Here is a 23966-nt window from a genome sequence, read left to right on the forward strand (position 1 = left end):
AGCTGTAGGCCGGGTATGTGCAAGTGCCACCCGGCAACAACAATTAATTTAAGCCTTCTGCTTTCAGCGCAGCAGCAACCGCCGGGCGTTCAGCCATTCGCGCCATATAGGCGTCAATATTACTTAATCCTGCCATATTCAGCTTAACCGCATAGGCCCAACGCAGTACGGTAAACAGATATGCATCGGCGATGCTGAAGCGCGGGCCGCAGATCCATTGGTTATCTTTCAGCGAGTCGTTCACATACTGCATTTTTTTCTCCAGCAGCGCGCGAACGGTTGGCTTAAAGTCTTCCGGCGTATCGGGACGGAACAGTGGCGTAAAGCCTTTATGCAGTTCTGTCGCAATGTAGTTAAGCCATTCGATGGTTTTGTAACGGGAGAGGCTGCTGGTAGGGGCAAGGAGCTGGCGGTCTGGCACGCTGTCCGCCAGGTATTGCATGATGGCGACACCTTCGGTAAGTAGCGTACCGTCATCCAGCAACAGTGCGGGAACTTGCCCTTTTGGGTTTACCGCGAAAAAATCATCGCCATTTTCCAGACGTTTCTTCATCAGATCAACACCATCCAGCGTGAAATCTTTACCGCTCTCACGAAGTGTGATGTGGGAAGCGAGAGAACATGCGCCCGGTTTGTAGAACAGTTTCATCGGTAACTCCTTTTGACTGAGGTATATCGTATGGTAGTGCTACCTCAGGCAAAAAAAAAGCCGCTAACAACAGTTAGCGGCCTGAAAATGAGTTTCCCTGAGAATTACGCTGTCGCGGCCTTAGAGGCTTTCTCATTGACGTCATCGTCCTGAGTCATACGGTTCAGTTTCGGAGCCGTCAGCAGCATCAGAACAGCGATAACAGCCGTTGCGACACCAATCTGCAGGAACACGCGACCGTAGACTTCAAGGGACATCAGCGGGTCAGTCACGTTCTCTGGTACAGCCATCATGTTAGCGACGTAGCCACCGATGATGTTTGCACCGGCGGTGGTCAGGAACCAGCTACCCATGATGAAGCCCATCAGGCGTTGCGGAACCAGTTGTGCCACCATTGCCAGACCCAGACCGGAGATCATTAGCTCACCGATACTTTGCAGACCGTAGCAGATGATCAGCCAGTTAACGGAAACGATGCCCGCATCGGTAGCGAATTTCGCGCCCAGCGGCAGGATCAGGAATGCACCGGAACACAGCACCATACCAATCGCAAACTTGGTCGGCATCGGCAGGGTATCGCCCATTTTGTTATAGATAGCGGCGAGGATTGGGCTACCAATGATGATCCAGAACGGGTTCAGTGCCTGGTACTGTTCAGGTTCGAAAGCAATGCCAAGAATAGAGTGCTCAACGTTACGAATCGCAAAGAAGTTCAGTGAGGTCGGCATCTGGCTGTACAGCACGAAGAAGATAATCGCTTCCAGCATCAGAATGAAGGCGACGATCATTTTGCGACGCGCAGCACCTTGCATGGTGAAGGCTTCTTTACCGAAGATGAACACGATACCCAGCGCAATGACGCCCAGAACCATACGTGCGATCTGCTGGTTGTGCAGCAACCAGGTTGCAATCGCGATCAGTACCACAACGCCAGCAATGGTCAGCAGCAGGTTACGGAAGTTGATCGGTTCAAAGTCAGGTTTAGAACCGTACTGTTTAACCCAGCGCTGACAGAATGCGAAGTTAACAACGGTAATCAGCATACCCACGACGCTCAGAGCGAACGCGGTGCTCCAGCCGTAACGTGCAGCTAACCATGGCGTTGCCAGCATAGAGAAGAATGAACCGATGTTGACGGACATGTAGTACATGGTAAATGCACCATCAAGACGCGGGTCATCTTTGGCATAGCAGGTAGAGAGCAGGGAGGATGGGTTTGCTTTAAACAGGCCGTTACCGACCGCGATGGCCGCCATGCCCATATAAACGATACCCGCATCGTGACCGGACCATGCTACCAACGCATAACCGATGGCCAGCACAACGGCACCCAGCATAATGACACGTTTTGTTCCCAGAACTTTATCACCTAACCAGCCGCCAATGGCAACCAGACCGTACACCAGGGCGCTAAAGGACGAGAAAAGGGTGATGGAATCCGCTTCTGACATACCCAGCTGTTTAACCAGGTAGACGGCCATAATCCCTTGCAGGCCGTAATAACCAAAACGTTCCCAGAGCTCAATAGAGAAAATGAGATAGAACGCTTTTGGTTGTTTGAAGGCGTTTAAACTTACGCTTTCTGTTGGTTTATTGTTTGCAGTAGACACTTTTACCTCTTTTTTTACATCCCATATCAACGGGGGTGTTCAGGTACGTGATGAGTCAAGTTCATCCGTCCGATTGTTATAGTGGGAGGGGAAACGGCAAGTAATGTTCACTATCTTGACCCTTCAGACAAGTGGTTTGTAATAATCTGTTACATATATCATGACTGGTGAAATCGTCGGGGCGGTGAAATGTTATCTAGCGTTAAATTTCTTCATTTCTAAAATGGCAGATTTTTACACTGTTTAATCACTGTCAAAACCGCAATGTGGCGATATGTTCTGCTATTTAAGGTTGAATCCAGTGATATAGGCCATTATCTGAAAAATAGGCAGTGTAATGTTTTGTTTGGAAACTGTGCAGTTAGGTCATCCAATTGTCACCTTAACTAAAAAATAAAAATTTATTAACATTGTGTTAGCTGGATGATCTGGATCACGTATAGATAGAAATTTATTTTGCTAAAAAAACGATTAACCTGCTCAGGTGTTAATTAACAAGAATATTGCATTAGATATGAGCAATTGAATGGCATCATTGTCGGGAAAATAAACGCTGGGGAGTGCATAACTAATCGTTATGTATGTAAGGGCCGAGGAGGATGCCCCGGCAGCATTAGATATCGACTTTCTCTTTGAATTCGCAGAGATCTTCAATAATACAGGAACCACAGCGCGGCTTTCTGGCGATGCAGGTGTAGCGGCCGTGAAGAATTAACCAGTGATGGCAATCGACTTTAAATTCACTGGGTACGACTTTCAGCAGCTTCTCTTCAACCTGCTCGACATTTTTACCCGGGGCGAATTGCGTGCGATTACAGACGCGAAAAATGTGGGTATCTACAGCGATAGTGGGCCAGCCAAAGGCGGTATTTAACACCACATTAGCTGTCTTTCGCCCAACTCCAGGGAGAGCTTCTAACGCCGCACGGTCTTCAGGTACTTCACCATTGTGTTGTTCCAGCAGAATGCGGCAGGTTTTAATTACGTTTTCCGCTTTGCTGTTAAACAAACCGATTGTCTTGATGTAGGACTTAACACCTTCAACACCGAGCTCCAGCATCGCGGCAGGCGTATTGGCGACGGGATATAGCTTAGCCGTCGCTTTATTGACACTGACATCGGTCGCTTGTGCGGAGAGTAAGACTGAAATCAACAGTTCAAACGGCGATGTAAAATTAAGCTCGGTTGTCGGATGCGGGTTGTTATCCCGCAGGCGCGTCAGTATTTCCAGACGTTTTGCTTTGTTCATTACGCATTCCCTGTTTCACCCGCGGGACTGTCCACGACAGCTGCCTCGGCACGACGTTTCTTCATTTTCTCATCAATCAGATACTTCACTGCCAGCATCAGACCCAGGCCAATAAACGCGCCCGGTGGCAGCATGGCCAGCAGAAACGGCGTATCAGTATGGAAGATCTCAACGCGCAAGACTTTGGCCCAGCTACCCAACAAACCGTCTGCACCATCAAACAGTGTACCGTTACCAATTATTTCACGCAGCGAACCCAGAACAAACATGGCACCGGTTGCGCCCATGCCGATAGAGAAACCATCAAGTGCGGATAACGCAGGGCCCTTTTTGGCGGCGAAGGCTTCTGCACGGCCAACAACAATACAGTTAGTCACAATCAGCGGGATGAAGATGCCCAGAGATTGATACAGGCCGAAGGCGTAGGCATTGATCAACATCTGCACCGCGCTCACCACGGAGGCGATGATCATGACATAAATCGGAATGCGAATTTCAGGCGGTGTCCAGCGACGGAGTGCTGAAATCGTCAGGTTGGTCAGCGTCAGGACGAGCGTAGTCGCGAGTCCCAGACCCAGCGCGTTAGTGGCGGTAGAAGTGACGGCCAACAGCGGACACATCCCGAGTAGCTGCACAAGCGCGGAGTTATTTTTCCATAACCCCTGGACAATAACGTCTTTAATTTCGCTCATGGTTATTCTCCACAGGCGCTAAGTTGAGGGAGTTGCGCAGGCAGTGTCTGCGCATACAGGCCGGCACGTTTAACCGCGTTAACTACCGCACGGGGTGTAATGGTTGCGCCAGTAAACTGGTCAAAGTCGCCGCCATCTTTTTTCACTGCCCAGTGAGAGTCATTACCCGCCGCGATTGTTTTACCGCTAAAATGGGTGATCCAGTCGGACAGTCGCAGTTCGATTTTGTCGCCCAGCCCCGGCGTTTCATGGTGTTCGGTAACCCGCGTACCCAACACGGTACCCGTGAAATCGACACCCACCAGTAGTTGAATCGCTCCGGAATAACCATCTGGCGCCGTAGCTTCAAGAATTGCTGCAACGGGGCGATCGTCCTGGCGGGCAATATATACGCGATGCGTACCTTTGCCCAACGCCGGTGCATCGACCAGATAGCAACTTTCAGACAAGTTATTATTGTAGCGATCGCCAGGCAGAACCTGATCGAACAGCGTTTTTTGCTGTATCGCGGCCTGTTCATCAATGGTTGACTTGGTTAATTGATTGATTGCTGCAGTTAACCCCGTCGAGCCTGCGGCAAACAGCGCCAGCGTAATACCGTGTTTACGAATCGTTTTCAGCATAGGGACTCCTTAGCGATGTCCGTACACGCGAGGGCGAGTGTAATAATCAATCAGGGGAACCGTGATATTCGCCAGCAATACGGCAAAAGCCACGCCATCAGGATAACCGCCAAAACTGCGAATCAACCATACTAACAGGCCAGCAAGTGCGCCAAAAATCAGGCGACCGCGGTTGGTTGTTGATGCCGTAACGGGATCGGTAAGAATAAAGAACGCACCTAACATTGTCGCGCCGGAAAGGAGGTGCAACTGAGGCGAGGCCAGCGATTCTGGCGAAAATATCCAGCCCAAAGTGGCACAAACGGCGAGTGACAGCAGGAAGCTAACCGGGATATGCCAGCGAATCGCTTTTTGCCATAACAGCACGATACCGCCCACCAGCCAGGCAAGGTTCACCCACTGCCAGCCAGCGCCTGCCAGCATGCCGCTGTAGATCGGGTATTGCATCACCTGCTCAACGGTACGTCCTGCATGCAGGGATGTCTTAAAGGTATCAAGAGGCGTTGCCTGACTGATACCATCGATGCCCATACGCAGCGAATTCATATCCCCACCGCTGGCGGTATGTCCGTTAAAGATAACGTTCAGGGCGTCAAAAAAACTAGGCACCGTGGCCGCAATTTCATGCGGCGGAAGCCAACTGGTCATCTGTACCGGAAATGAGATGAGCAGCACGACATAACCAATCATGGCAGGGTTAAACGGGTTCTGCCCGAGCCCGCCATACAGCTGTTTCGCAATGATAACCGCAAATACCGTGCCTAATACCACCATCCACCATGGCGCGAGGGGTGGAATACTGACGGCCAAAAGCAACCCGGTGAGTAACGCAGAGTTGTCTTTTAAAATCGGCACAATGGGTTGTTTACGCAGTTTAAGCACACCCGCTTCGGCAGCAATAGCGCTGATGGATGCGAGAACTATCTGGAACAACGTGCCCCAGCCAAAGAACCACAGCTGAGCGGCGATCCCCGGCAATGCAGCAAGTAATACCAGCATCATGATACGCGATGTCTGGCGCTGGTTATGGGTATAAGGGGAGCTTGCTATTCTGAATACCATTTATTCCTCGTTTACAACCTGCTGCTGTGCGGCTTTCTTAGCCTGAGCGCGTGCGATAGCGGCCGCGACGGCGGCTTTACGTGGATCAACCGGCTCGGCTGTTTCAGCTACCGCCTGCTGCTCGAGCTTGCGGGCCTTGGCGCGGGCGATTGCTGCTTCCACGGCGGCTTTACGCGGATCAACCGGTTCAGCCGTTTCCGTTACCGCTTCTTGCTCAAGTTTGCGGGCTTTGGCGCGGGCGATTGCCGCTTCGACGGCGGCTTTACGCGGATCAGCCGGTTCGGCCGTTTCCGTTACCTGTTCTTGTTCAAGTTTGCGGGCTTTGGCGCGGGCAATTGCCGCTTCCACGGCGGCTTTACGCGGATCAGCCGGTTCGGCCGTTTCCGTTACCAGTTCTTGTTCAAGTTTGCGGGCTTTGGCACGGGCAATTGCCGCTTCCACGGCGGCTTTACGCGGGTCTGTACCCGTGCTGCTGCCATCACTTTGCGGCGGATTTTCCTTACGGGAGGCACGAGCTTGCGCCTTACGCGCCTCGCGTGCGGCAATCACGGCACTATTGTCAGGTTTTACGCCTGCCTGAATGATCACTGGCTGTAGCGCCTGAGCCTGCTTTTCTTTTACACGAGCCAGCGCGGCAGCAATGGCATCATGATCTTTGGCCGCCGGCTGAGCAGCAGCGCTCTTATGGCGTTCAAGACGCGCTGCTTTTTCACGTTCAAGGCGCGCCTGGCGGGCTTCAAACCGAGCTTTCGCTTCAGCGGCGCGTTTTTCTTCCTGGCTAATGGCGTAAATCTCGGCTTTTTCCTGACGGAAATATTGCACCAGCGGAATATTACTTGGGCATACCCAGGCGCAGGCACCGCACTCAATGCAGTCGGCGATATTATGGGCCGTTGCCTTGTCGTGCTGTTGCCCTTTACTGAACCAATAAAGTTGTTGTGGCAGGAGATCCGCCGGACAGGCATCGGCGCATGCGCTACAGCGAATGCAGCCTTTCTCTTCCGGTGTTTCACCCATTTCACTGGCAGAGGGTGCCAGAAGACAGTTGGTTATCTTCACCACCGGGACATCCAGCCACGGCAGCGTAAAGCCCATCAGCGGCCCGCCCATAATCACCATCTGGTCGGCGGAAGGGCAGAAGCCCGCATCGTTGAGCAGATGACGAACAGGCGTGCCTAAACGCGCCCAGACGTTGCCCGGACGGCTGACGGCTTCACCGGTAAGCGTCACGACACGTTCGGTGATCGGCTCTCCGTCAATTACTGCCCGTTTAATTGCATAGGCGGTTCCGACGTTTTGCATCAATACGCCGATATCAGAGGAGCGTCCGCCGTGGGGAACCTGCTTGCCGGTCAGGATTTGTGTTAACTGCTTGGCCCCGCCGGACGGGTACTTGGTGGGGATCACGCGTAGGCTAATGTCGTGTGAATCAGCCAGCACCGCGCGCAGCATAGATATTGCCTGCGGTTTGTTATCTTCGATACCAAGGAGGATCTCGCGTGGCTGAAGAATGTGCGCCAGGATGCGGATACCTTCGACGACCTGAGCGGCACAGTCCTGCATCAGGCGGTCATCTGCCGTAATGTACGGCTCGCATTCGGCGGCGTTAATGATCAGGGTTTCAATTTTATCTCCACCGCCCTGCAGTTTAACGCCGGTGGGAAAACCCGCGCCACCCAGTCCGGCGACGCCGTACTGATGAATACGCGCAATCAGCTCTTCCCGGCTGTGGGAGCGGTAGTCGGTCCAGCCGTCTCGCTCGATCCAGCGGTCTTCGCCATCGGCGTCTATGATGACGCTCAGCTCAGCGAGTGCCGAAGGATGTGCGGTGGAATGCGGCGCAATAGCAACCACGGTGCCTGATGTTGGCGCATGGACTGGAAGCATTTTGCCACGCCCGCGGGTTAAGGCCTGACCACGCAGCACGGTGTCACCCACGTTTACGCACAGTTCACCCTCCGCACCAATATGTTGTTTCAGCGGAATAACGAAACGCGGCGCCAGCGGAACCTGTCGCAACGGCGTTCCGTTTGACTGGGTTTTCATTTCTGGTGGATGAATGCCGCCATCAAAGTCCCAGATTTTATTTTTTCTGAATGCAGAGAATAACTTAAACATGTTGTTCCACGGGAATGATGCGCACAGGGATGGTGTTTAAATCCCATTTCCAACTATCGGGTGTCTCGGCTACCGGGCGTAATTCAATACATTGCGTCGGGCACGGGTCAACGCACAGGTTGCACCCGGTGCAGAGATCGCTCATTACCGTGTGCATGGAGCGGGTCGCGCCCACGATCGCATCGACCGGGCAGGCCTGAATACACTTAGTGCACCCAATACAGTTATTTTCATCAATGACCGCCAGCATTCGCACCGGCGTAACGTCTTGTTCATCGCCATCAATAGGTTGCGGGTCGACGTTCAGCAGAGCGGCAATTTTTAACATCACCGCTTCGCCACCGGGGGCGCAACGGTTAATTTTTTCACCCTGAGAGCCTATCGCTTCAGCGTAAGGATGACAGCCCGGATAGCCGCACTGTCCACACTGGCTTTGCGGGAGAATTTCATCAATTTTCTCCACGACCGGATCATCTTTAACGGCAAAACGTCGCGAGGCGTACCCCAAAATAGCGCCGAACGCCAGACCCAGTAGACTCACTGCGGCAACGGCAATCCAGATAGCATTCATTACAACTTCACCAAACCACTAAAGCCCATAAAGGCCAATGACATTAAACCAGCAGTAATCAGCGCAATCGCATTGCCGCGAAACGGCGCTGGGACGTCCGCTACGGCGAGGCGTTCGCGGATCGCAGCGAACAGTACCATCACCAGCGAGAAGCCGACGGCGGCGGAAAAACCGTATAGCGCCGACTGTAAAAAGTTATGGCCGAGGTTGATGTTCAGTAGCGCCACACCTAACACTGCGCAGTTAGTGGTGATCAGCGGTAGGAAGATCCCCAGCAGGCGGTACAGCGCAGGGCTGGTTTTACGCACAACCATTTCGGTAAACTGCACGACGACGGCGATAACCAGAATAAAAGCCAGCGTGCGCAGATAGATGAGATTGAGCGGGATTAGGATCCAGGTATCAATCAGCCATGCGCAAATGGAGGCCAGCGTCATGACAAACGTCGTGGCAAGGCCCATACCCATTGCGGTTTCCAGTTTTTTGGAAACACCCATAAACGGGCAGAGGCCCAGAAACTTGACCAGTACAAAGTTATTGACCAGTACAGTTCCGACAAACAGCAGCAGGTAATCAGTCATTTTTCGGCCTGAAATAAAAAAGCCGCCTATTATCTGACAATCTACAACAGGCGACAACAGGTTAACTGTAGGGTTATTACGGGTTCACAAACGTCGATTTAACGCGCTGCGATCGTTTGAAGTAGGGCACCAACAGTGCTGCGGCCAGTAATGGGAACAGCAGTTGGCGCACGGCAAAAGCGTCTGGAACGGGTGAAAACGCAAACGCTTTAATCGCCAGCAACACGGAGATCAGCAGCCACAGAATGTAATGCTTAGGCACACAGGCTCGGCGTTTGAAAAACGCAATCGTCAGCCACAGTGTGTAATACCACATGGCGATCGCGGTAACAAAAGAGACGCCCCATAACAGCAAGTTTGCCGTACTTTGCTCACCCAGCGTTTTGAAGGTTTGCGGTGTAGCCAGCGCAGTGACATAAAGTAATAACGCCAGCGAAGCGCTCAACAACGCGACTAACAGCCAGGCCAGTGGCCCAAGTAGCCAGCCTCCGATACGTTGTGCCGGTGTGGTAGTCATCTCTTCTCCAGGTTTACGCGCGCAATCAATCATGCCATTCATTTTGGGGCAATTATTATAAAGCTTTTAACGTTGAGCGCTACTTTCTTCTTTATTGCACGTAATGCCAGACTGATTTAGGTACCTGACCAACATCAAACAGACGGCCTCCGGATATAAGCTCCGCACGGCGATGGTCTGCGGCACGGTACATATTGATGATGTCGCTATCGTCGGTGAGCGTGTAGTTTAGATGGTCGAACAGCTTTTCCAGACTTTCGAGTGAACTGATTTTGCGGAATTTTAATAAGTAATCCTGAACAGTCATAAATGCAGATCCATATTAATAAAATAATACCAACGGAGTAGAAAATATAAAAATAAACAACGTGCACAGGTAAAAGCGGATTTACGTGCAAATTTAAGAAGAGTGTTCATACCTGTGAAAAGCAGGCGCTATGCGCGTCTTTGGCAAGGGTAACGCGCTTAGCGATCGCTGGCAATATGCAGCGGAGCGGGATGCGGCATAATTCCCTTTTTTTGACAGAAAGCGATCTTTTCCCGGCAAGCCCTGCAACTACCAATGTTAATTGCCGGGCAATAAAAGGCTGCGGATGCTTATTTTTTCTGCACTGCGGCAACGGGCTCTGGCGGCTGGTAATTGTCAATATGATTGGCAACACCCAGCAGGATCACGGAGACGGCGAGAACAATCCAACCTGTTAATTCAATAAGACGATTCATTACTGATGACATTTGCTTTGATTTATCCATAAACACAGGCTGCAAATGTTACTAATCTCTCATTAATACAGCAAGATGATTGGGAACGATTTCTACCTCTTTTTCGCTGCAAGTTAAGCATAAGTGGCATATGTTTGACTTAAGTTAAAAACAACCTTTGTAGCGCAAAGGTTATTAAACTATTGAGACGTTGCAAGGTATGGTGTGAAATAGGTCAGTCCTGAATTGAGAGGCAATAATATGAGTGACAACATCCGCGTTGGGCTAATTGGCTATGGTTATGCCAGCAAAACCTTCCATGCCCCCCTGATTGTGGGCACGCCGGGCCTGGAACTGGCTGCAGTTTCCAGTAGTGATGAAGCAAAAGTGAAGGCAGACTGGCCTACGGTGGCGGTTGTTGCTGAGCCTAAGCATCTTTTTAACGATCCAAATATCGACCTGATTGTGATCCCCACGCCTAACGACACGCACTTTCCGTTAGCGAAAGCTGCGCTGGAAGCGGGCAAACACGTGGTTGTTGATAAACCTTTTACCGTGACACTGTCACAAGCTCGTGAGCTGGATGCGCTGGCGCGCAGCCTCGGGCGCGTGCTGTCTGTGTTCCATAACCGTCGCTGGGACAGTGATTTTCTGACGCTGAAAGCTCTGCTGGCGGATGGTGTTTTGGGAGAGGTGGCGTATTTCGAATCCCATTTCGATCGTTTCCGCCCGCAGGTTCGTGATCGTTGGCGTGAACAGGGCGGTCCGGGAAGCGGTATCTGGTACGATTTAGCACCGCATCTTTTGGATCAGGCGATTAACCTGTTTGGTTTGCCCGTCAGCCTGACGGTAGACCTTGCCCAGCTGCGACCGGGCGCGCAGGCGACGGATTACTTCCATGCCATCCTGACGTATCCGCAGCGTCGTGTGATCTTGCATGGCACCATGCTCGCTGCCGCAGAATCGGCCCGCTATATTGTGCACGGATCGCGTGGCAGCTATGTGAAGTATGGTCTTGACCCGCAGGAAGAGCGCCTGAAAAATGGCGAACGACTGCCACAGGAAGACTGGGGTTATGATATGCGCGATGGCATATTGACGCGAGTAGAAGGCGAAGAGCAGGTCGAAGAAACCTGGCTTACTGTACCGGGCAACTATCCGGCGTACTATGCTGGCATTCGTGATGCGCTAAATGGTAACGGTGAAAATCCGGTACCGGCGAGACAGGCTATCCAAATTATGGAGCTGATTGAGCTGGGTCTCGAATCCGCGAAACATCGTTCGACGCTGTGCCTTGCCTGATTAGGTAAATGGCGCAAGGCGATACCTTCCTGGCATCGTATCCGGCCTACAATCAAAACCAACGTAGGCCGGATAAGCGTTAGCGCCATCCGGCACTTTACCTGTTACGCTGTGGCGACTTTCTCGCGCAAGGCTCGTTTTTCTTCGTTACTCAGGAATGCCATTTCCAGACCGTTGATTTGGGCCTGACGTATCTGTTCACGCGTTAACCCTGCCGCGGGTGCGGCAATGGTGTACTCGTGAATAATATCCACACCTTGAACAGCCGGGTCGTCCGTATTCAAACTGGCGATAACGCCATGCTCAAGGAACGTTTTCAGCGGATGGTTCGCTAGTGAGGCAACGGTGCTGGTCTGAATGTTTGATGTCAGGCAGGATTCGATGCCGATACGGTGCTCGGCGAGGTAATCCATCAACGCACGATCTTCAACGGCTTTAACGCCGTGACCAATACGCTCAGCGCCTAGCTCTTTAATGGCCTGCCAGATGCTTTCTGGTCCCGCGGCTTCGCCCGCATGAACGGTAATACGCCAGCCGGCGTCGCGAGCCTGGTTGAAATGGGACAGGAACAGGCTGCCCGGGAACCCCAGTTCGTCACCGGCAAGATCCAGTGCCGTAATATGGTCTCGGTGGGCTAACAGCGCATCCAGTTCCTGCAGGCAGGCGGCTTCGCCAAAAGTACGGCTCATAATGCCAATTAAGCGTGCTTCGACGCCAAAGGTCTTGCAACCCTCGCGTACACCTGCGATGACGGCTTCAACCACACCTGCAACCGGGAGCTGATGCGCCATCGCCATGTATCCTGGGGAAAAACGCAGTTCAACATAGTGCAAGCCGTTACGTGCGGCATCCTCAATATTTTCAAATGCCACGCGACGACACGCATCCAGCGAGGCCAGTACCTTCACGCCCCAGTCGAGCTTGGATAAAAAGCTCACTAAATCCGGCTCAGTTGATGTGACTTGCACATGAGGGATCAGCGTTTCCAACGTTTGTGCCGGAAGCGTTAAGTTGAACTTACGACCCAGATCCAGGATCGTTTGTGCACGGATGTTACCATCAAGGTGGCGATGGACGTCGGTCAGGGGGAGGGAAGTATCAATCATGGTCGCACTCGTGTATTTAGGTAAAGTGCAGGCCATTATACAACAGAAAAATGTTCCTCTAAAAACTTTAAAAAAAGCAGTGCAGAGTTCGGGGTTATGGGGAAGCAAGTATCGCCAAATTGTTGACCATGCTGTTAGTGTTCCGACGGCCTGATCCTTGAGACCGTATCACGCTGCTTTTGCCTTGCGGTGGCAAGATGGGCGTAAAGTAAGCAATAACGCATTTCCTGCAGCATGTGTGTAATGAAGGGATTTTATTTTAAGATTATTTACCTCGTTTTTATATAATTACTGCCTGTCAGTGTTATTTTATTCAGATATTTATTGAGTAACATTGCTAATAGCGAAAAATGGACACTTTCCAGTTTATGAATGTGCAGCGAGGTATGTTATAAAAATACAATAACGACTGAGGGTATTAATAAAGTGAAAAGTGTAAAGCTAATTGTCAGTACAATGTTCTGTGGAAGTTTGCTGCTGGCAGCTGTGCCTACGCATGCGGCGTATAAAGCGGATGAAACGCATGTAATCCAGTTTAAGAAAGGTACCAGTGGCGCAGATATCAAGGGGACAATTACGGGCGATAAAACAAAAGATTATACGTTTGTCGCCAAAAAAGGGCAGACCATGCAAGCAGTTTTGAAAAGCGCCTGGCCTCATCCTTTCATGAGTATTATTGCGCCGGGCGAACAATTCATTTTTGATGGCATGATGAGTGGTGACACTTATAAAAATACACTGCCTGCCAGCGGTAAGTATACCATCAGAATATATCAAAAAGGTGCGGCGAAGGATGAGGGGAAAACTAACGCATTCCAGCTGCACATGAAAATTACCAACTGATCATGAGGAAAAGATCGCCCTGGTGGTGATCTTTTCCTTTGCTATTAAACTTCTTCACCAGAATAGGCCACAACGCAATTACGGCCTCGGTTTTTTGCCATATACAGGGCGCGGTCTGCGCAATCAGCAAGTTGTTCAGGAGCTGAACGGTTATCAACCGAGGTTACGATACCCAGGCTGATGGTGATGATGCGTGGAAAATCACCTTTAGTCGTGGTCTGAGTTTGTTGTTCTACGTGTTTTCTGATTCGCTCTGCGATGTTAAATGCTGCATCAGCGTTAGTTTCAGGTAGCAAAATAGCAAACTCTTCTCCGCCAATACGCGCCACGATGTCGTTACGCCGACTCAGTTGCTGCATAATTTCTGACAGTTTAATTATCACTCTGTCACCCTGCAAATGTCCCCAGGTGTCATTGACCGACTTAAAGAAATCAATGTCGCAAAAGACAATGCTCAGGGGTTTATGGGTTGCTGTCATTTTAATCTCATTGCTGAGTGCGTTATAAAAATAGCCACGGTTGAAAAGTCGGGTCATCGGGTCGCGGACTGAATTTTCATAGGATAATTCATAGGCCTGACGTGAGGCTTTGTAGCGCTTGAAAATATCAGACATGAGCACGATCATCACGGCCATTGCGCTAAGGCACTCCAGGCCTCTGGCGAGATACCATCCAGCGGAGTCTATATGCGTGTACTTCAGCATAATGATGACACTTAACAGATTGCTCAGGGCAACCAGTGACATACTTACCCAAAACTGTGTTTTTAGCTGGGTTAATTTTGCCCCTAATAAAACGATACAGGTCCACAAGATAATGAGGACATAAATAAAGCTACCACGCCAGGGTCTAAGCCATTCAAACGTTTCTGTATCAACCAACTGAAACGATATTGGCGTAATACGGATGGAGTAGAGGATAGCCATTACCAGATGCAACATGCAACATAAATAAGTGGCGTAAATAACTGTTTTACCATGCTTTTCTTTTTTATTCTTAAACGTATATAAATAGTATGTTGCAAAAAATAGCCCCGTAATTAACATGTTCCTCATAAAGTATAAAACAGCAATGTCATTGTAGATGACACCAGGAAGGCCGTTTTTATAAAAATAAATATAGAGCGCAATAAATAAGAAAACCCCCGAGAAATAAAACGCGCAGGCCAGGGGTAAAAGATATTTTTTGCGCCGATAACTCATGTAATTCATCGTCATAAAGCACCCCGTCTGAATGTGCAATACACCAGCAAAGGTTGCAATAACCGGATAAAAAGAGAGGCTATAACGCTGATTACTAAAAGGGATATACCAAAGAAAAATGGATGTCGTTAGGGACAGGAGTAAAAAAAAAGTTAAATTCTTTTTGTGAATGTTTATTTGTGTTGTATTCATGATTTTTATGTATATAAAACAGCGCTATATTTCGGCTATCTTCTCAGCTTTGTATTTTGTCTTTTTGATTTTTATTGCTGTTGATTTTTACTGGCAGGAAAAGTCAGGGAGGAATTGGTACTAAAAAAACGATAGAAAACAGATTTGTTTTTTTATATTAGGAGTTGCGCAATGAGTTCTTCATTGCGCAAGACTATTTAACGTATTGTGCGGATGGCGTTAATCAACCCCTGAACGCCTTTTTCAAGTTTGGAACGTGGACATCCGGCATTGAGGCGCACAAAACCTCGTCCTTCTTCTCCGTATGTGTATCCGGGCATGATGGCGACTTTCTGCTGATGGATGAGTGCTTCCTGCAGTGCATGGTCATCAAGGTTGAGTGGACGCAAGTCAATCCATGCCAGATAGGTGGATTGCGGAACCTGCCAGTTCAGTTCGGGGAATGCGTTATTCAGCTCATGCGCGATGTAATGCAGGTTACTGACAAGGTAATCCCGCAGCGCATCAAGCCAGCTAGCGCCCTGTTGGTAGGCTGCGATATGTGCGCTAAGCGCGAGCACTGCAGGTGAGGAAAGACCATCCCGACCCTTTAACGCACTGAGGTAATCGTTGCGACTCTGCTCATCCTCAATAATCCCGTAAGCCCCGGTTAACGCCGGAATATTGAAGCTCTTTGAACCGGAGGTGAACAGCGCCCAACTGTCGCGCGCGACGTTACTCCACGGGATGTGCGGCTGGTCTGCCCATACCATATCCATATGGATCTCATCAGAGATGACTTTTACACCGTGGCGCTGACACAGTTCCGCCATGGTTTCCAGTTCATCGCGCGTCCACACCTTACCGGTTGGGTTGTGCGGACTGCAAAGCAGAAGAATTTTACTTTCAGGCCGGGAGAGCGCTTTTTCCAGCGCAACCATGTCGCAAACCCAGCCGTCAGCGCGCTTTTCAAGTCCGACAGCGCATACCTGGCGCTGATTACCTTCAATCGCTTTGTAAAACGCGTCGTACGCCGGTGTATGAATTACCACCGCATCACCCGCAGAAGACCACTGGCGGATCAGCTCCGACACCATATAGATGACCGAGGGGCCATAAACCAGCGACTGAGGGTCGATTTGGGTATTATGACGCGTAAGAAACCAATGACTAATTGCCGCCAGAAATTCATCATTTTTCCAGCGGCTGTAACCCAGCACGCCATGTGACAGGCGCTGAGTCAGCGCCTCCAGAATGCAAGGTGCGGTGGCAAAATCCATATCGGAGATGGTGAACGGCAGCAGGTCGGCTGAACCAAAACGGTCGGCAACGTAATCCCACTGGGTACACCAGGTACCGTGCCTGTCCACCACCTTTGAAAAATCAAACATACTGTTGTCCTTATGCCTGTACGGTGTTCATCAGAACGGCGATCTCGTCTTTCACTGACTGGACCTGCGGACCAATAACGACCTGAAGGTTATGCTGATTGAGTTGTACTACGCCAATGGCGCGATTGTCCTTCAGCGCTTGTACGTTAACAAGCGACATATCTTTCACTGACAAGCGCAGACGGGTAATGCAGTTATCCAGGCTGACAATGTTTTCCGCACCGCCCAGCGCCGCCAGAATGGCAGGGACGTTGTAACCGGATTTACCCGGTGCACCCGCCATGACTTTTTCGATATTGCTGGCAATTTCGACGTCACGACCCGGGGTCTTCAGATTGAAACGTGTGATGGCGAAACGGAAGATCACGTAGTACACCGCGAACCAGATCGCCGCCACAACAGGGACCAGATACCACTTGGTTGAGAGCCCGTGCAGGATGCCGAACACCACAAAGTCAATCAGGTTACCGTCCGTGTTACCGATGGTGACGCCAAGCACCGCCATCACGGTGAAACCAAGACCGGTCAGCAGGGCGTGGATCACATACAGAACTGGGGCAACGAACAGGAATAAGAACTCAAGGGGTTCTGTTGTACCGCCGATCACGCAGGCAATGAGGCCAGAAATTAATAACCCTTTAATTTTATGACGATTTTCAGGGCGAGCACAGTGGTACATCGCGAGCGCTGCCCCCGGCAAACCACCGAGGAACGCTGGCATTTTACCCTGCGACAGGAAGCGGGTTGCGCTTTCAGAGAAACCTTGTGTTGTCGGGCAGCTCAGTTGAGCCTGGAAAATAGTCAGTGCGCCGCTTACGCTGTGACCGCAGACTTCCTGCGTGCCGCCAGCTTCGGTGAAGCGAATGAGCGCCACCAGAATATGATGCAGACCAAACGGCAGCAGCAGACGTTCACCGGTACCAAACAGCATTGGACCAAATTCACCCGCGCTGTTGATGATGTGGCCGAGCCCGTTAATGCCCATGGCGAAAACCGGCCAAACCAGGGGAATGACCAGGCCGACCAGTCCCATCACCACCGAAGAGATAATTGGCACAAAGCGGGTACCGCCGAAGAAGGCCAGTGCATCCGGCAGGCGGATGTTGTGGAAACGTTCATGCAGCATCCAGACGATGATCCCGGCAATTACAGCGCCGAGGATCCCGGTGTCGATCGACTGGATCCCCAGGATATTCTGCACGTTGTTGGCCTTCAGGATCGCGGCATCTGTGGTAGGTAAGATACCTTTCGCAGTTAACCAGAAGTTGACGGCAAGGTTCATCACCGCATAACCAACAAAACCGGCAAATGCCGCTACGCCTTTGTTCTCGCGAGCCAGGCCGAGAGGTATGGCAATACAGAACATCACAGGTAAGAAGCTAAACGCAAATGAGCCTACTTTGCTCATCCAGGTAAAAATAGCCTGCAGTACCGGATTACCCAATGCCGGGATCAGCGTTAAGACATCATGACTACTTAACGAGCTGCCGATCCCTAACATGATCCCGCAGAATGAGAGCAGAGCCACGGGCAGCATAAAGGTTTTGCCCAACTGCTGGAAAAATTCCCATAACGTAATTTTTGGTGTGGTTCTCGTCGTCATCAAACGACTCCTCGTAAAAGCTAGCTGACTAATGATGACGAGAAGATAAAACGTTTTACCTAATTTTAGTGCGGTACAAATCACATTATCGAACGATAATAGAGCGTATAAATATAAGTGATTGATAAAACGTTTTATCCGTCACGTTATCAGGGAGTTTTCCGTTTTTATGGCTATAGCCAAAAAAATAACTATCCATGATGTTGCGCTGGCCGCGGGCGTTTCGGTTAGTACCGTCTCATTGGTGCTTAGTGGAAAAGGCCGTATTTCATCAGCGACCGGCGAACGGGTGAATGCCGCTATTGAGCAACTGGGGTTTGTGCGTAATCGCCAGGCATCAGCGCTGCGTGGTGGGCAGAGCGGGGTAATTGGTTTGATCGTGCGCGACCTTTCCACCCCGTTTTACGCCGAGTTGACGGCGGGTCTGACGGAAGCATTAGAAGCACAGGGGCGCATGGTATTTTTATTACATGGCGGCAAAGATGGCGAACAGCTGGCGCAGCGTTTCGCTATGCTGCTTAATCAAGGGGTTGATGGTGTGGTGATCGCCGGAGCTGCCGGCAGTAGCGACGACCTGCAACAACTTGCCGCCGATAAGGGGATTCCGGTGGTGTTTGCGTCTCGGGCCAGCTACCTGGATGACGTTGACACCGTCAGGCCTGACAACATGCAGGCAGCGCAATTGCTGGTTGAACATCTGATACGCCATGGGCATCAGCGAATCGCGTGGTTGGGGGGGCAGAGTTCTTCATTGACCCGCGCAGAGCGTGTCGGCGGCTATTGTACGACGTTGCTAAAGTATGGTTTACCGTTTCATAGCGACTGGGTGCTGGAGTGCTCATCCAGCCAAAAGCAGGCCGCCGAGGAGGTGACCGCGCTGTTACGTCGTAACCCAACGATCAGCGCAGTGGTGTGCTACAACGAAACGATAGCCGTTGGCGCCTGGTTTGGCCTGATGAGAGCAGGGCGTCAGAGTGGTGAAATTGGCGTAGATCGCTACTTCGAACAGCAGATCTCGTTAGCCGGATTTGCCGATGTAGCGGAAAATGCACTGGACGATATCCCCATTATTTGGGCCTGCACGCCCGCGCGTGAAATGGGATATACCCTTGCTGAGCGCATGCTACAGCGCATTGGGCACGATGATGGTCACTCGCGTAACTTAACGCTTTCCGCCCGGCTGGTGGTGGCAAAATAAAACAGGCCCGATAAGCACACGGTTATCGGGCCTGTTATCACGCGTATTTACTGTTGCGGAATAGCCGGGGCATCCGGTTCGCCGAGAGAAGGCATACCGAACATGCCAACAAACTCATCCAGCGACATTTTTTGTCCGTTTAACGTAACCTGGCCGTTTGCGTATTGCAGGCTGGAGCCGATGACGTTGTCCTGCATCGTTGTAATACGGAACATCTGACCCATTGCCGCCAGGCCATTCACCTGTTGTTTCGCCAGATCGGCCGCTTGTTCCTGCTGATACCCTTCAATTTTGGCAATCTGCGTCATGAACTCAGTCGCCATATCAACCGGAATCGTCAGCTTAGCATCCAGTGATTTGACCGAACGATCCACTTCCTGAGCCAGCGTTTGTGGTTCCTCAGTATTTGCTGTCGGATCTTTTAGCAGCAGTGACAAATTAAATGCGGTTTCACCTTTTGCATTTTTCCAGCTCAGCGGGGCAATGGTGATAACCGGCTCGCCTTTCATCAGAATCGGCAGTGCATTGAAGAAGGCTTCAGTGACTTTTTGCTGATAAAGCTCAGGATTTTGTACCACATCAATCTGCGCCATCAGCGCCTTGGTTTGGGCGCTATACTGCTGACTGAACTGGTGTAGTGCTTCACCGTCAATCTGGCCAACTTTCAGCGTCAGTTTACCGCTACCCATGTCCTGCCCCTGTAATTTCAGGCTGTTCAGCGTGTAATCCAGCTGGCTGTTGACAGTTTTACCCTCGTTGATCAGATCGGATTTACCATCAATACCCATGCCTTCCAGAACCGCTAACTCTTTACCTTCGACGGAAATCGACAGTTTATCGAGTGACAATTTCTGGTCGCCGATGCGCTCACCAAAGCTGGCAATACTGCTGGAACCCTCAGTTTTCAGGTTATTGAAAGTCATCTGTACTTTCTGGTCATACTCGTTGACCGCATTGACCACGCCACTTTGCGCATTGCCTGTCAGCGAGACAGCGTTACCTTCTTTGTCTGCTGTAAACTGGAATTCCCCGCCGCTGAAGGCTACTTTTTCGTCGCCTTTCTCATAGTTCAGTGGTTTGAGGGAGAGATCGGAACGGGTATCGCCGCTGTAGCCGATACGGGAGTTAATGACAAATGGCGACTCACCTTTGGCAATATCAAACAGCGGTTTGGTAACGTCGTTATTGACCAGCGTCGTTTTCACGGAGGCCATAGCCGGGATCAGATTCAGTGATTTCAGCTGAGCCAGCGGGAATGGACCGTGATCGACGGTTTCATTCAGGACGATACTTTGCCCCGGTTTTAGCCAGGAATCTGCCTGCCCGGCGATGGGTTTCACCACCAATTGCAGTTGGCTATTGAACACCCCGCGCTGGTAGTTTTGATAACTCAGTTCAATGCCCGCCTCAGGGGAGAAACGTTTTAACTGATCGTTTGCCTGTGTCACCATCTCGGCGAGATGCGTTTCAAGTTTCTTACCTGTGTACCAGGCGCCGCCCGTCCAGACGATACCCAGCGCAACCACCACACCCGCAGCTACCAGCGATTTTTTCATTTCGATATCCATAAAATAAAACCAGGCGTTTGAAGACGCCTGGAGGAGTGACATGTCTTTAACTCACTACAGCTTAGCAAGAGTTGTTAAAAATATCAGTATCTTGCTATAGCTTGTTATAAACCCGGGCTAAACGACCTGCGCCACTGATGTTAACCGGCGATTCATTCGCGCCAATAAAGGCCGATTCACCCGGTCGCAGAACCAGACGTTGCTCGCCTTTGCTCAGCACGGCTTCACCCTCGATGCAGAACAAAATGGCCGCACTTTGCTGGCTGATATCTGCGCCACTGGTAGTAAGCTCATGCAGCGAGAACGCAAAATCGTCAACCGGGATCGGGAAGTCCAGTTCACCATCAGATTCAACCGGCGTGGTCAGTAACTGGTTTGCTGGCTTGGCGACAAACTTCACGTTGGCGACCAGTTCCGGAATATCAATATATTTTGGCGTCAGTCCGGCGCGCAGCACGTTGTCCGAGTTAGCCATCACCTCAAGCGCCACACCTTGCAGGTAAGCGTGCGGGGTTTCGGCAAATAAGAACATAGCCTCGCCTGGATTGAGTTTCACCACATTGAGCAGCAGCGGGGAGAAGAGCCCACTGTCGTTCGGGTAGACGTCAGCGATCAGACGGATGGTTTGCCAGGGTTCACCCTGCTGGCTGTTCAGCGCCGATTTCAGGATCGCCAACGCATGGGATTTCTCCTCATCCTGCATATTCAGCAAGCTGGCGAAAAGATAGCTCAGACGTTCCGCACTCGGCTCTTCCAGGAAATGCGCAATAGCCGGATGTGCGGCGGAAACGGGTTGTAACAATGCAACAATTTCAGAGAACTCGCGGAATGCGTTCATCGCCAGAAAAGGCGTCAAAGCAAATACCAGTTCTGGTTTGTGATTAGGATCTTTGTAGTTGCGCTCGGCCGCATCCATCGGGATCCCTGCGGCGTTTTCTTTGGCAAATCCAATTTCAGAGTTGTGCTTGTTAGGATGAACCTGAATCGAAAGCGGTTGAGCAGCGCAGAGCACTTTAAACAGGAAGGGCAGTTCACCAAAACGTTGGGCAACGGCATCGCCCAGCAGTGCGGATTTATCGTGCTCAATAACGTCGCGCAGAGCAACCGTCTGACCGTCAGCGCCGAGAACCTGCGAACTGCTTTTCGGATGCGCCCCCATCCACAGCTCAGCCATCGGTTGCTGAGTGGGGTTGGCAATGCCATAGAGTTCCGTTAACGCCGTTTTACTTCCCCAGGCGTAGTTCTGCACTGAGTTGATGAGTTTTTGCATTATCAAGCCCTGTTTCAATGTTGAATTTTCTACGGCTATTAAACCAAGAAACCCTGAGCGAAGTAACCTGCACATGTAAAAAGTCGTACTTGTCTCAGTTTTTGTTAAAAAAATGTGTAGGATATGGTGACTCGCTTTTAATACCCTGAGTAATTCCGGTTGCAGAAAGCTCTTCCTTCTACAACCGGATCTGCGGCAGGGAAGCAGGGCAATGGAACATCTGCCCAGAGAATAACCAGACCGAGCAGTAAGTGAGAGCACAATGTCAAACAAACCCTTTCATTATCAGCATCCTTTCCCCCTCAAAAAGGATGATACCGAATACTATCTGCTGACCAGCGACTATGTCTCTGTTGCCGAATTTGAAGGGCAGGAGATTGTTAAAGTTGCACCGCAAGCCTTAACCCTGTTGGCTCGTCAGGCCTTTCATGATGCGTCGTTTATGCTGCGTCCCGCACATCAACAGCAGGTAGCCGATATTCTGCGCGACCCGGAAGCCAGCGAAAACGACAAGTATGTGGCTCTGCAATTTCTGCGTAACTCTGACATCGCGGCAAAAGGCATTTTGCCGACCTGTCAGGACACCGGAACCGCGATTATTGTGGGTAAAAAAGGTCAGCGTGTCTGGACCGGAGGGGGCGATGAGGAGGCGCTGGCTCGTGGTGTGTATAACACCTATATCGAAGACAACCTGCGCTATTCACAAAACGCCGCGCTGGATATGTATAAAGAGGTGAACACCGGCACCAACCTGCCAGCACAAATCGATTTGTATACCGTCGATGGCGATGAATACAAATTCCTGTGCATTGCCAAAGGCGGTGGTTCGGCGAACAAAACCTATCTGTACCAGGAAACCAAAGCGCTGCTCACGCCGGGCAAATTAAAAAATTACCTGGTTGAGAAGATGCGTACGTTGGGCACTGCGGCTTGTCCGCCGTATCACATTGCGTTTGTGATCGGCGGAACGTCAGCGGAAGCCACGCTGAAAACGGTCAAACTGGCTTCTGCAAAATACTACGACGAACTGCCGACAGAAGGTAACGAACATGGTCAGGCATTCCGCGATGTAGAGCTGGAAAAAGAGCTGCTGATTGAGGCGCAGAATTTGGGACTGGGCGCGCAGTTTGGCGGGAAGTACTTCGCGCATGATATCCGCGTGATCCGCCTGCCGCGTCACGGTGCGTCGTGTCCGGTTGGTATGGGCGTTTCTTGCTCAGCCGATCGAAATATCAAAGCCAAGATCAACCGTGAAGGTATCTGGATTGAAAAACTGGAACATAATCCTGGCAAATTTATACCGGAAGAGCTGCGCCAGGCGGGAGAGGGCGAAGCGGTACGCGTTGACCTCAATCGTCCGATGAAAGAGATCCTGGCTCAGCTTTCCCTGTATCCGGTTTCCACGCGACTGTCGCTCAACGGTACAATTATCGTTGGCCGTGATATTGCGCATGCGAAACTGAAAGAACGTCTGGATAACGGCGAAAGTTTGCCGCAGTATGTTAAAGATCACCCGATCTATTACGCAGGTCCGGCAAAAACGCCGGAAGGCTATGCTTCGGGTTCGCTGGGGCCAACCACGGCCGGGCGTATGGACTCGTATGTTGACCAGCTTCAGGCTGCTGGTGGAAGCATGATCATGCTGGCGAAAGGCAACCGCAGCCAGCAGGTGACCGATGCCTGCCATAAGCATGGCGGCTTCTATTTAGGCAGTATTGGCGGCCCCGCCGCGGTGCTGGCCCAGGGCAGTATCAAGAGTCTGGAGTGCGTGGAATACCCGGAACTCGGGATGGAAGCCATCTGGAAAATTGAAGTGGAAGATTTCCCGGCGTTTATCCTGGTAGATGACAAAGGCAACGATTTCTTCAAGCAAATTCAGACGTCGCAGTGCGCACGCTGCGTTAAGTAACGTCAGCCGCCCTTCGGGGCGGTTTTTTT

The 23966-nt window shown here is 51.0% G+C and carries 22 protein-coding genes; 4 read left to right on the forward strand and 18 right to left on the reverse strand.

The features are described from left to right. Positions 1 to 43: 43 nt before the first annotated feature. The 12 genes from gstA to blr all read right to left on the reverse strand — a co-directional run bounded on the left by gstA (position 44) and on the right by blr (position 10395). The gene (gene gstA / locus OGY71_RS12940; protein ID WP_003832787.1) at positions 44 to 649 is read right to left on the reverse strand and encodes a glutathione transferase GstA; all 606 of its coding nucleotides are present in this window, start codon (positions 647 to 649) and stop codon (positions 44 to 46) included. 104 nt (positions 650 to 753) lie between these two features. Then, a complete protein-coding gene (dtpA, locus tag OGY71_RS12945) occupies positions 754 to 2259 on the reverse strand; it encodes a dipeptide/tripeptide permease DtpA (RefSeq protein ID WP_003832789.1) in 1506 nt (501 codons plus the stop codon). Positions 2260 to 2872: 613 nt separating this feature from the next. Further along, positions 2873 to 3508 carry an endonuclease III gene (gene nth, locus OGY71_RS12950; protein ID WP_003029161.1) on the reverse strand — a complete coding sequence of 212 codons (636 nt, stop codon included), beginning with the start codon at positions 3506 to 3508 and terminating at the stop codon, positions 2873 to 2875. Continuing rightward, complete coding sequence (locus tag OGY71_RS12955) at positions 3508 to 4200, reverse strand: electron transport complex subunit E (RefSeq protein WP_008784678.1); 693 nt, start codon at positions 4198 to 4200, stop codon at positions 3508 to 3510. The genes nth and OGY71_RS12955 overlap by 1 nt, the downstream gene beginning before the upstream one ends. A gap of 2 nt (positions 4201 to 4202) precedes the next feature. Then, complete coding sequence (gene rsxG, locus OGY71_RS12960) at positions 4203 to 4823, reverse strand: electron transport complex subunit RsxG (RefSeq protein WP_063941551.1); 621 nt, start codon at positions 4821 to 4823, stop codon at positions 4203 to 4205. A gap of 9 nt (positions 4824 to 4832) precedes the next feature. After that, positions 4833 to 5885, reverse strand: coding sequence for an electron transport complex subunit RsxD (gene rsxD / locus OGY71_RS12965; RefSeq protein ID WP_267440501.1), 1053 nt, complete (start codon positions 5883 to 5885; stop codon positions 4833 to 4835). Further along, the gene (gene rsxC / locus OGY71_RS12970) at positions 5886 to 8003 is read right to left on the reverse strand and encodes an electron transport complex subunit RsxC (protein WP_197385011.1); all 2118 of its coding nucleotides are present in this window, start codon (positions 8001 to 8003) and stop codon (positions 5886 to 5888) included. It lies immediately after the preceding gene. Continuing rightward, entirely contained in the window at positions 7996 to 8574 is a 579-nt protein-coding gene (gene rsxB / locus OGY71_RS12975; RefSeq protein ID WP_126956311.1) for an electron transport complex subunit RsxB, read from the reverse strand. The genes rsxC and rsxB overlap by 8 nt, the downstream gene beginning before the upstream one ends. Continuing rightward, entirely contained in the window at positions 8574 to 9155 is a 582-nt protein-coding gene (rsxA, locus tag OGY71_RS12980; protein ID WP_003029144.1) for an electron transport complex subunit RsxA, read from the reverse strand. The genes rsxB and rsxA overlap by 1 nt, the downstream gene beginning before the upstream one ends. A 76-nt stretch (positions 9156 to 9231) precedes the next feature. Next, the gene (locus OGY71_RS12985; RefSeq protein ID WP_003832803.1) at positions 9232 to 9672 is read right to left on the reverse strand and encodes a DUF2569 domain-containing protein; all 441 of its coding nucleotides are present in this window, start codon (positions 9670 to 9672) and stop codon (positions 9232 to 9234) included. A gap of 91 nt (positions 9673 to 9763) precedes the next feature. Further along, a complete protein-coding gene (ydgT, locus tag OGY71_RS12990) occupies positions 9764 to 9979 on the reverse strand; it encodes a transcription modulator YdgT (protein WP_003832804.1) in 216 nt (71 codons plus the stop codon). Positions 9980 to 10269: 290 nt separating this feature from the next. Beyond that, positions 10270 to 10395 (reverse strand): division septum protein Blr, encoded by a 126-nt coding sequence (gene blr / locus OGY71_RS12995; RefSeq protein ID WP_003029134.1) that lies wholly within the window; start codon positions 10393 to 10395, stop codon positions 10270 to 10272. Positions 10396 to 10635: 240 nt separating this feature from the next. On the opposite strand from blr, the gene OGY71_RS13000 reads away from it, so the two are divergent. Beyond that, entirely contained in the window at positions 10636 to 11676 is a 1041-nt protein-coding gene (locus OGY71_RS13000; RefSeq protein WP_193133973.1) for an oxidoreductase, read from the forward strand. Between the two features lie 104 nt (positions 11677 to 11780). Here the strand turns inward: OGY71_RS13000 and add are convergent, their stop codons facing one another. Next, positions 11781 to 12782: an adenosine deaminase gene (add, locus tag OGY71_RS13005; protein ID WP_197385010.1), complete on the reverse strand. Its 1002-nt coding sequence runs from the start codon at positions 12780 to 12782 to the stop codon at positions 11781 to 11783. Positions 12783 to 13208: 426 nt separating this feature from the next. Here add and OGY71_RS13010 point away from each other — a divergent pair, with 426 nt between their 5' ends. Continuing rightward, positions 13209 to 13625, forward strand: a complete 417-nt coding sequence (locus OGY71_RS13010; RefSeq protein WP_262411219.1) for a DNA breaking-rejoining protein — start codon at positions 13209 to 13211, stop codon at positions 13623 to 13625. 44 nt (positions 13626 to 13669) lie between these two features. Here the strand turns inward: OGY71_RS13010 and OGY71_RS13015 are convergent, their stop codons facing one another. The 3 genes from OGY71_RS13015 to malX form a co-directional block, all read right to left on the reverse strand. Continuing rightward, on the reverse strand, positions 13670 to 15019 hold the full coding sequence (locus OGY71_RS13015; protein WP_286613388.1) for a sensor domain-containing diguanylate cyclase: 1350 nt from the start codon (positions 15017 to 15019) through the stop codon (positions 13670 to 13672). A gap of 197 nt (positions 15020 to 15216) precedes the next feature. Beyond that, the gene (locus tag OGY71_RS13020) at positions 15217 to 16389 is read right to left on the reverse strand and encodes a MalY/PatB family protein (protein ID WP_003832814.1); all 1173 of its coding nucleotides are present in this window, start codon (positions 16387 to 16389) and stop codon (positions 15217 to 15219) included. 10 nt (positions 16390 to 16399) lie between these two features. After that, complete coding sequence (gene malX / locus OGY71_RS13025) at positions 16400 to 17992, reverse strand: maltose/glucose-specific PTS transporter subunit IIBC (RefSeq protein ID WP_048226592.1); 1593 nt, start codon at positions 17990 to 17992, stop codon at positions 16400 to 16402. Between the two features lie 169 nt (positions 17993 to 18161). On the opposite strand from malX, the gene OGY71_RS13030 reads away from it, so the two are divergent. After that, the gene (locus OGY71_RS13030) at positions 18162 to 19190 is read left to right on the forward strand and encodes a Mal regulon transcriptional regulator MalI (protein ID WP_126956316.1); all 1029 of its coding nucleotides are present in this window, start codon (positions 18162 to 18164) and stop codon (positions 19188 to 19190) included. A gap of 47 nt (positions 19191 to 19237) precedes the next feature. Here OGY71_RS13030 and OGY71_RS13035 read toward each other — a convergent pair whose 3' ends face one another. Beyond that, the gene (locus OGY71_RS13035) at positions 19238 to 20746 is read right to left on the reverse strand and encodes a YdgA family protein (RefSeq protein WP_032934567.1); all 1509 of its coding nucleotides are present in this window, start codon (positions 20744 to 20746) and stop codon (positions 19238 to 19240) included. A 106-nt stretch (positions 20747 to 20852) separates the two neighbouring features. After that, the gene (gene manA, locus OGY71_RS13040; protein ID WP_193133976.1) at positions 20853 to 22028 is read right to left on the reverse strand and encodes a mannose-6-phosphate isomerase; all 1176 of its coding nucleotides are present in this window, start codon (positions 22026 to 22028) and stop codon (positions 20853 to 20855) included. A gap of 262 nt (positions 22029 to 22290) precedes the next feature. Between manA and fumB the strand changes: the two genes are divergently transcribed. Beyond that, positions 22291 to 23937 carry a class I fumarate hydratase gene (fumB, locus tag OGY71_RS13045; protein ID WP_286613389.1) on the forward strand — a complete coding sequence of 549 codons (1647 nt, stop codon included), beginning with the start codon at positions 22291 to 22293 and terminating at the stop codon, positions 23935 to 23937. Positions 23938 to 23966 lie beyond the last annotated feature (29 nt).

The organism is Citrobacter sp. Cpo109 (assembly GCF_030332565.1).
Classification (GTDB): domain Bacteria; phylum Pseudomonadota; class Gammaproteobacteria; order Enterobacterales; family Enterobacteriaceae; genus Citrobacter; species Citrobacter portucalensis.

Excerpts from the sequence above, each read along its gene's own strand:
- OGY71_RS12955 (WP_008784678.1), bottom strand. The coding sequence starts at position 4,200 with ATGAGCGAAATTAAAGACGTTATTGTCCAGGGGTTATGGAAAAATAAC.
- manA (WP_193133976.1), bottom strand. The coding sequence starts at position 22,028 with ATGCAAAAACTCATCAACTCAGTGCAGAACTACGCCTGGGGAAGTAAA.
- blr (WP_003029134.1), bottom strand. The coding sequence starts at position 10,395 with ATGAATCGTCTTATTGAATTAACAGGTTGGATTGTTCTCGCCGTCTCC.
- OGY71_RS13000 (WP_193133973.1), top strand. The coding sequence starts at position 10,636 with ATGAGTGACAACATCCGCGTTGGGCTAATTGGCTATGGTTATGCCAGC.
- gstA (WP_003832787.1), bottom strand. The coding sequence starts at position 649 with ATGAAACTGTTCTACAAACCGGGCGCATGTTCTCTCGCTTCCCACATC.
- rsxC (WP_197385011.1), bottom strand. The coding sequence starts at position 8,003 with ATGTTTAAGTTATTCTCTGCATTCAGAAAAAATAAAATCTGGGACTTT.
- rsxG (WP_063941551.1), bottom strand. The coding sequence starts at position 4,823 with ATGCTGAAAACGATTCGTAAACACGGTATTACGCTGGCGCTGTTTGCC.
- OGY71_RS13035 (WP_032934567.1), bottom strand. The coding sequence starts at position 20,746 with ATGAAAAAATCGCTGGTAGCTGCGGGTGTGGTGGTTGCGCTGGGTATC.
- rsxA (WP_003029144.1), bottom strand. The coding sequence starts at position 9,155 with ATGACTGATTACCTGCTGCTGTTTGTCGGAACTGTACTGGTCAATAAC.
- OGY71_RS13020 (WP_003832814.1), bottom strand. The coding sequence starts at position 16,389 with ATGTTTGATTTTTCAAAGGTGGTGGACAGGCACGGTACCTGGTGTACC.
- nth (WP_003029161.1), bottom strand. The coding sequence starts at position 3,508 with ATGAACAAAGCAAAACGTCTGGAAATACTGACGCGCCTGCGGGATAAC.
- rsxB (WP_126956311.1), bottom strand. The coding sequence starts at position 8,574 with ATGAATGCTATCTGGATTGCCGTTGCCGCAGTGAGTCTACTGGGTCTG.
- rsxD (WP_267440501.1), bottom strand. The coding sequence starts at position 5,885 with ATGGTATTCAGAATAGCAAGCTCCCCTTATACCCATAACCAGCGCCAG.
- OGY71_RS13015 (WP_286613388.1), bottom strand. The coding sequence starts at position 15,019 with ATGAATACAACACAAATAAACATTCACAAAAAGAATTTAACTTTTTTT.
- add (WP_197385010.1), bottom strand. The coding sequence starts at position 12,782 with ATGATTGATACTTCCCTCCCCCTGACCGACGTCCATCGCCACCTTGAT.
- OGY71_RS13030 (WP_126956316.1), top strand. The coding sequence starts at position 18,162 with ATGGCTATAGCCAAAAAAATAACTATCCATGATGTTGCGCTGGCCGCG.
- OGY71_RS12985 (WP_003832803.1), bottom strand. The coding sequence starts at position 9,672 with ATGACTACCACACCGGCACAACGTATCGGAGGCTGGCTACTTGGGCCA.
- malX (WP_048226592.1), bottom strand. The coding sequence starts at position 17,992 with ATGACGACGAGAACCACACCAAAAATTACGTTATGGGAATTTTTCCAG.
- fumB (WP_286613389.1), top strand. The coding sequence starts at position 22,291 with ATGTCAAACAAACCCTTTCATTATCAGCATCCTTTCCCCCTCAAAAAG.
- ydgT (WP_003832804.1), bottom strand. The coding sequence starts at position 9,979 with ATGACTGTTCAGGATTACTTATTAAAATTCCGCAAAATCAGTTCACTC.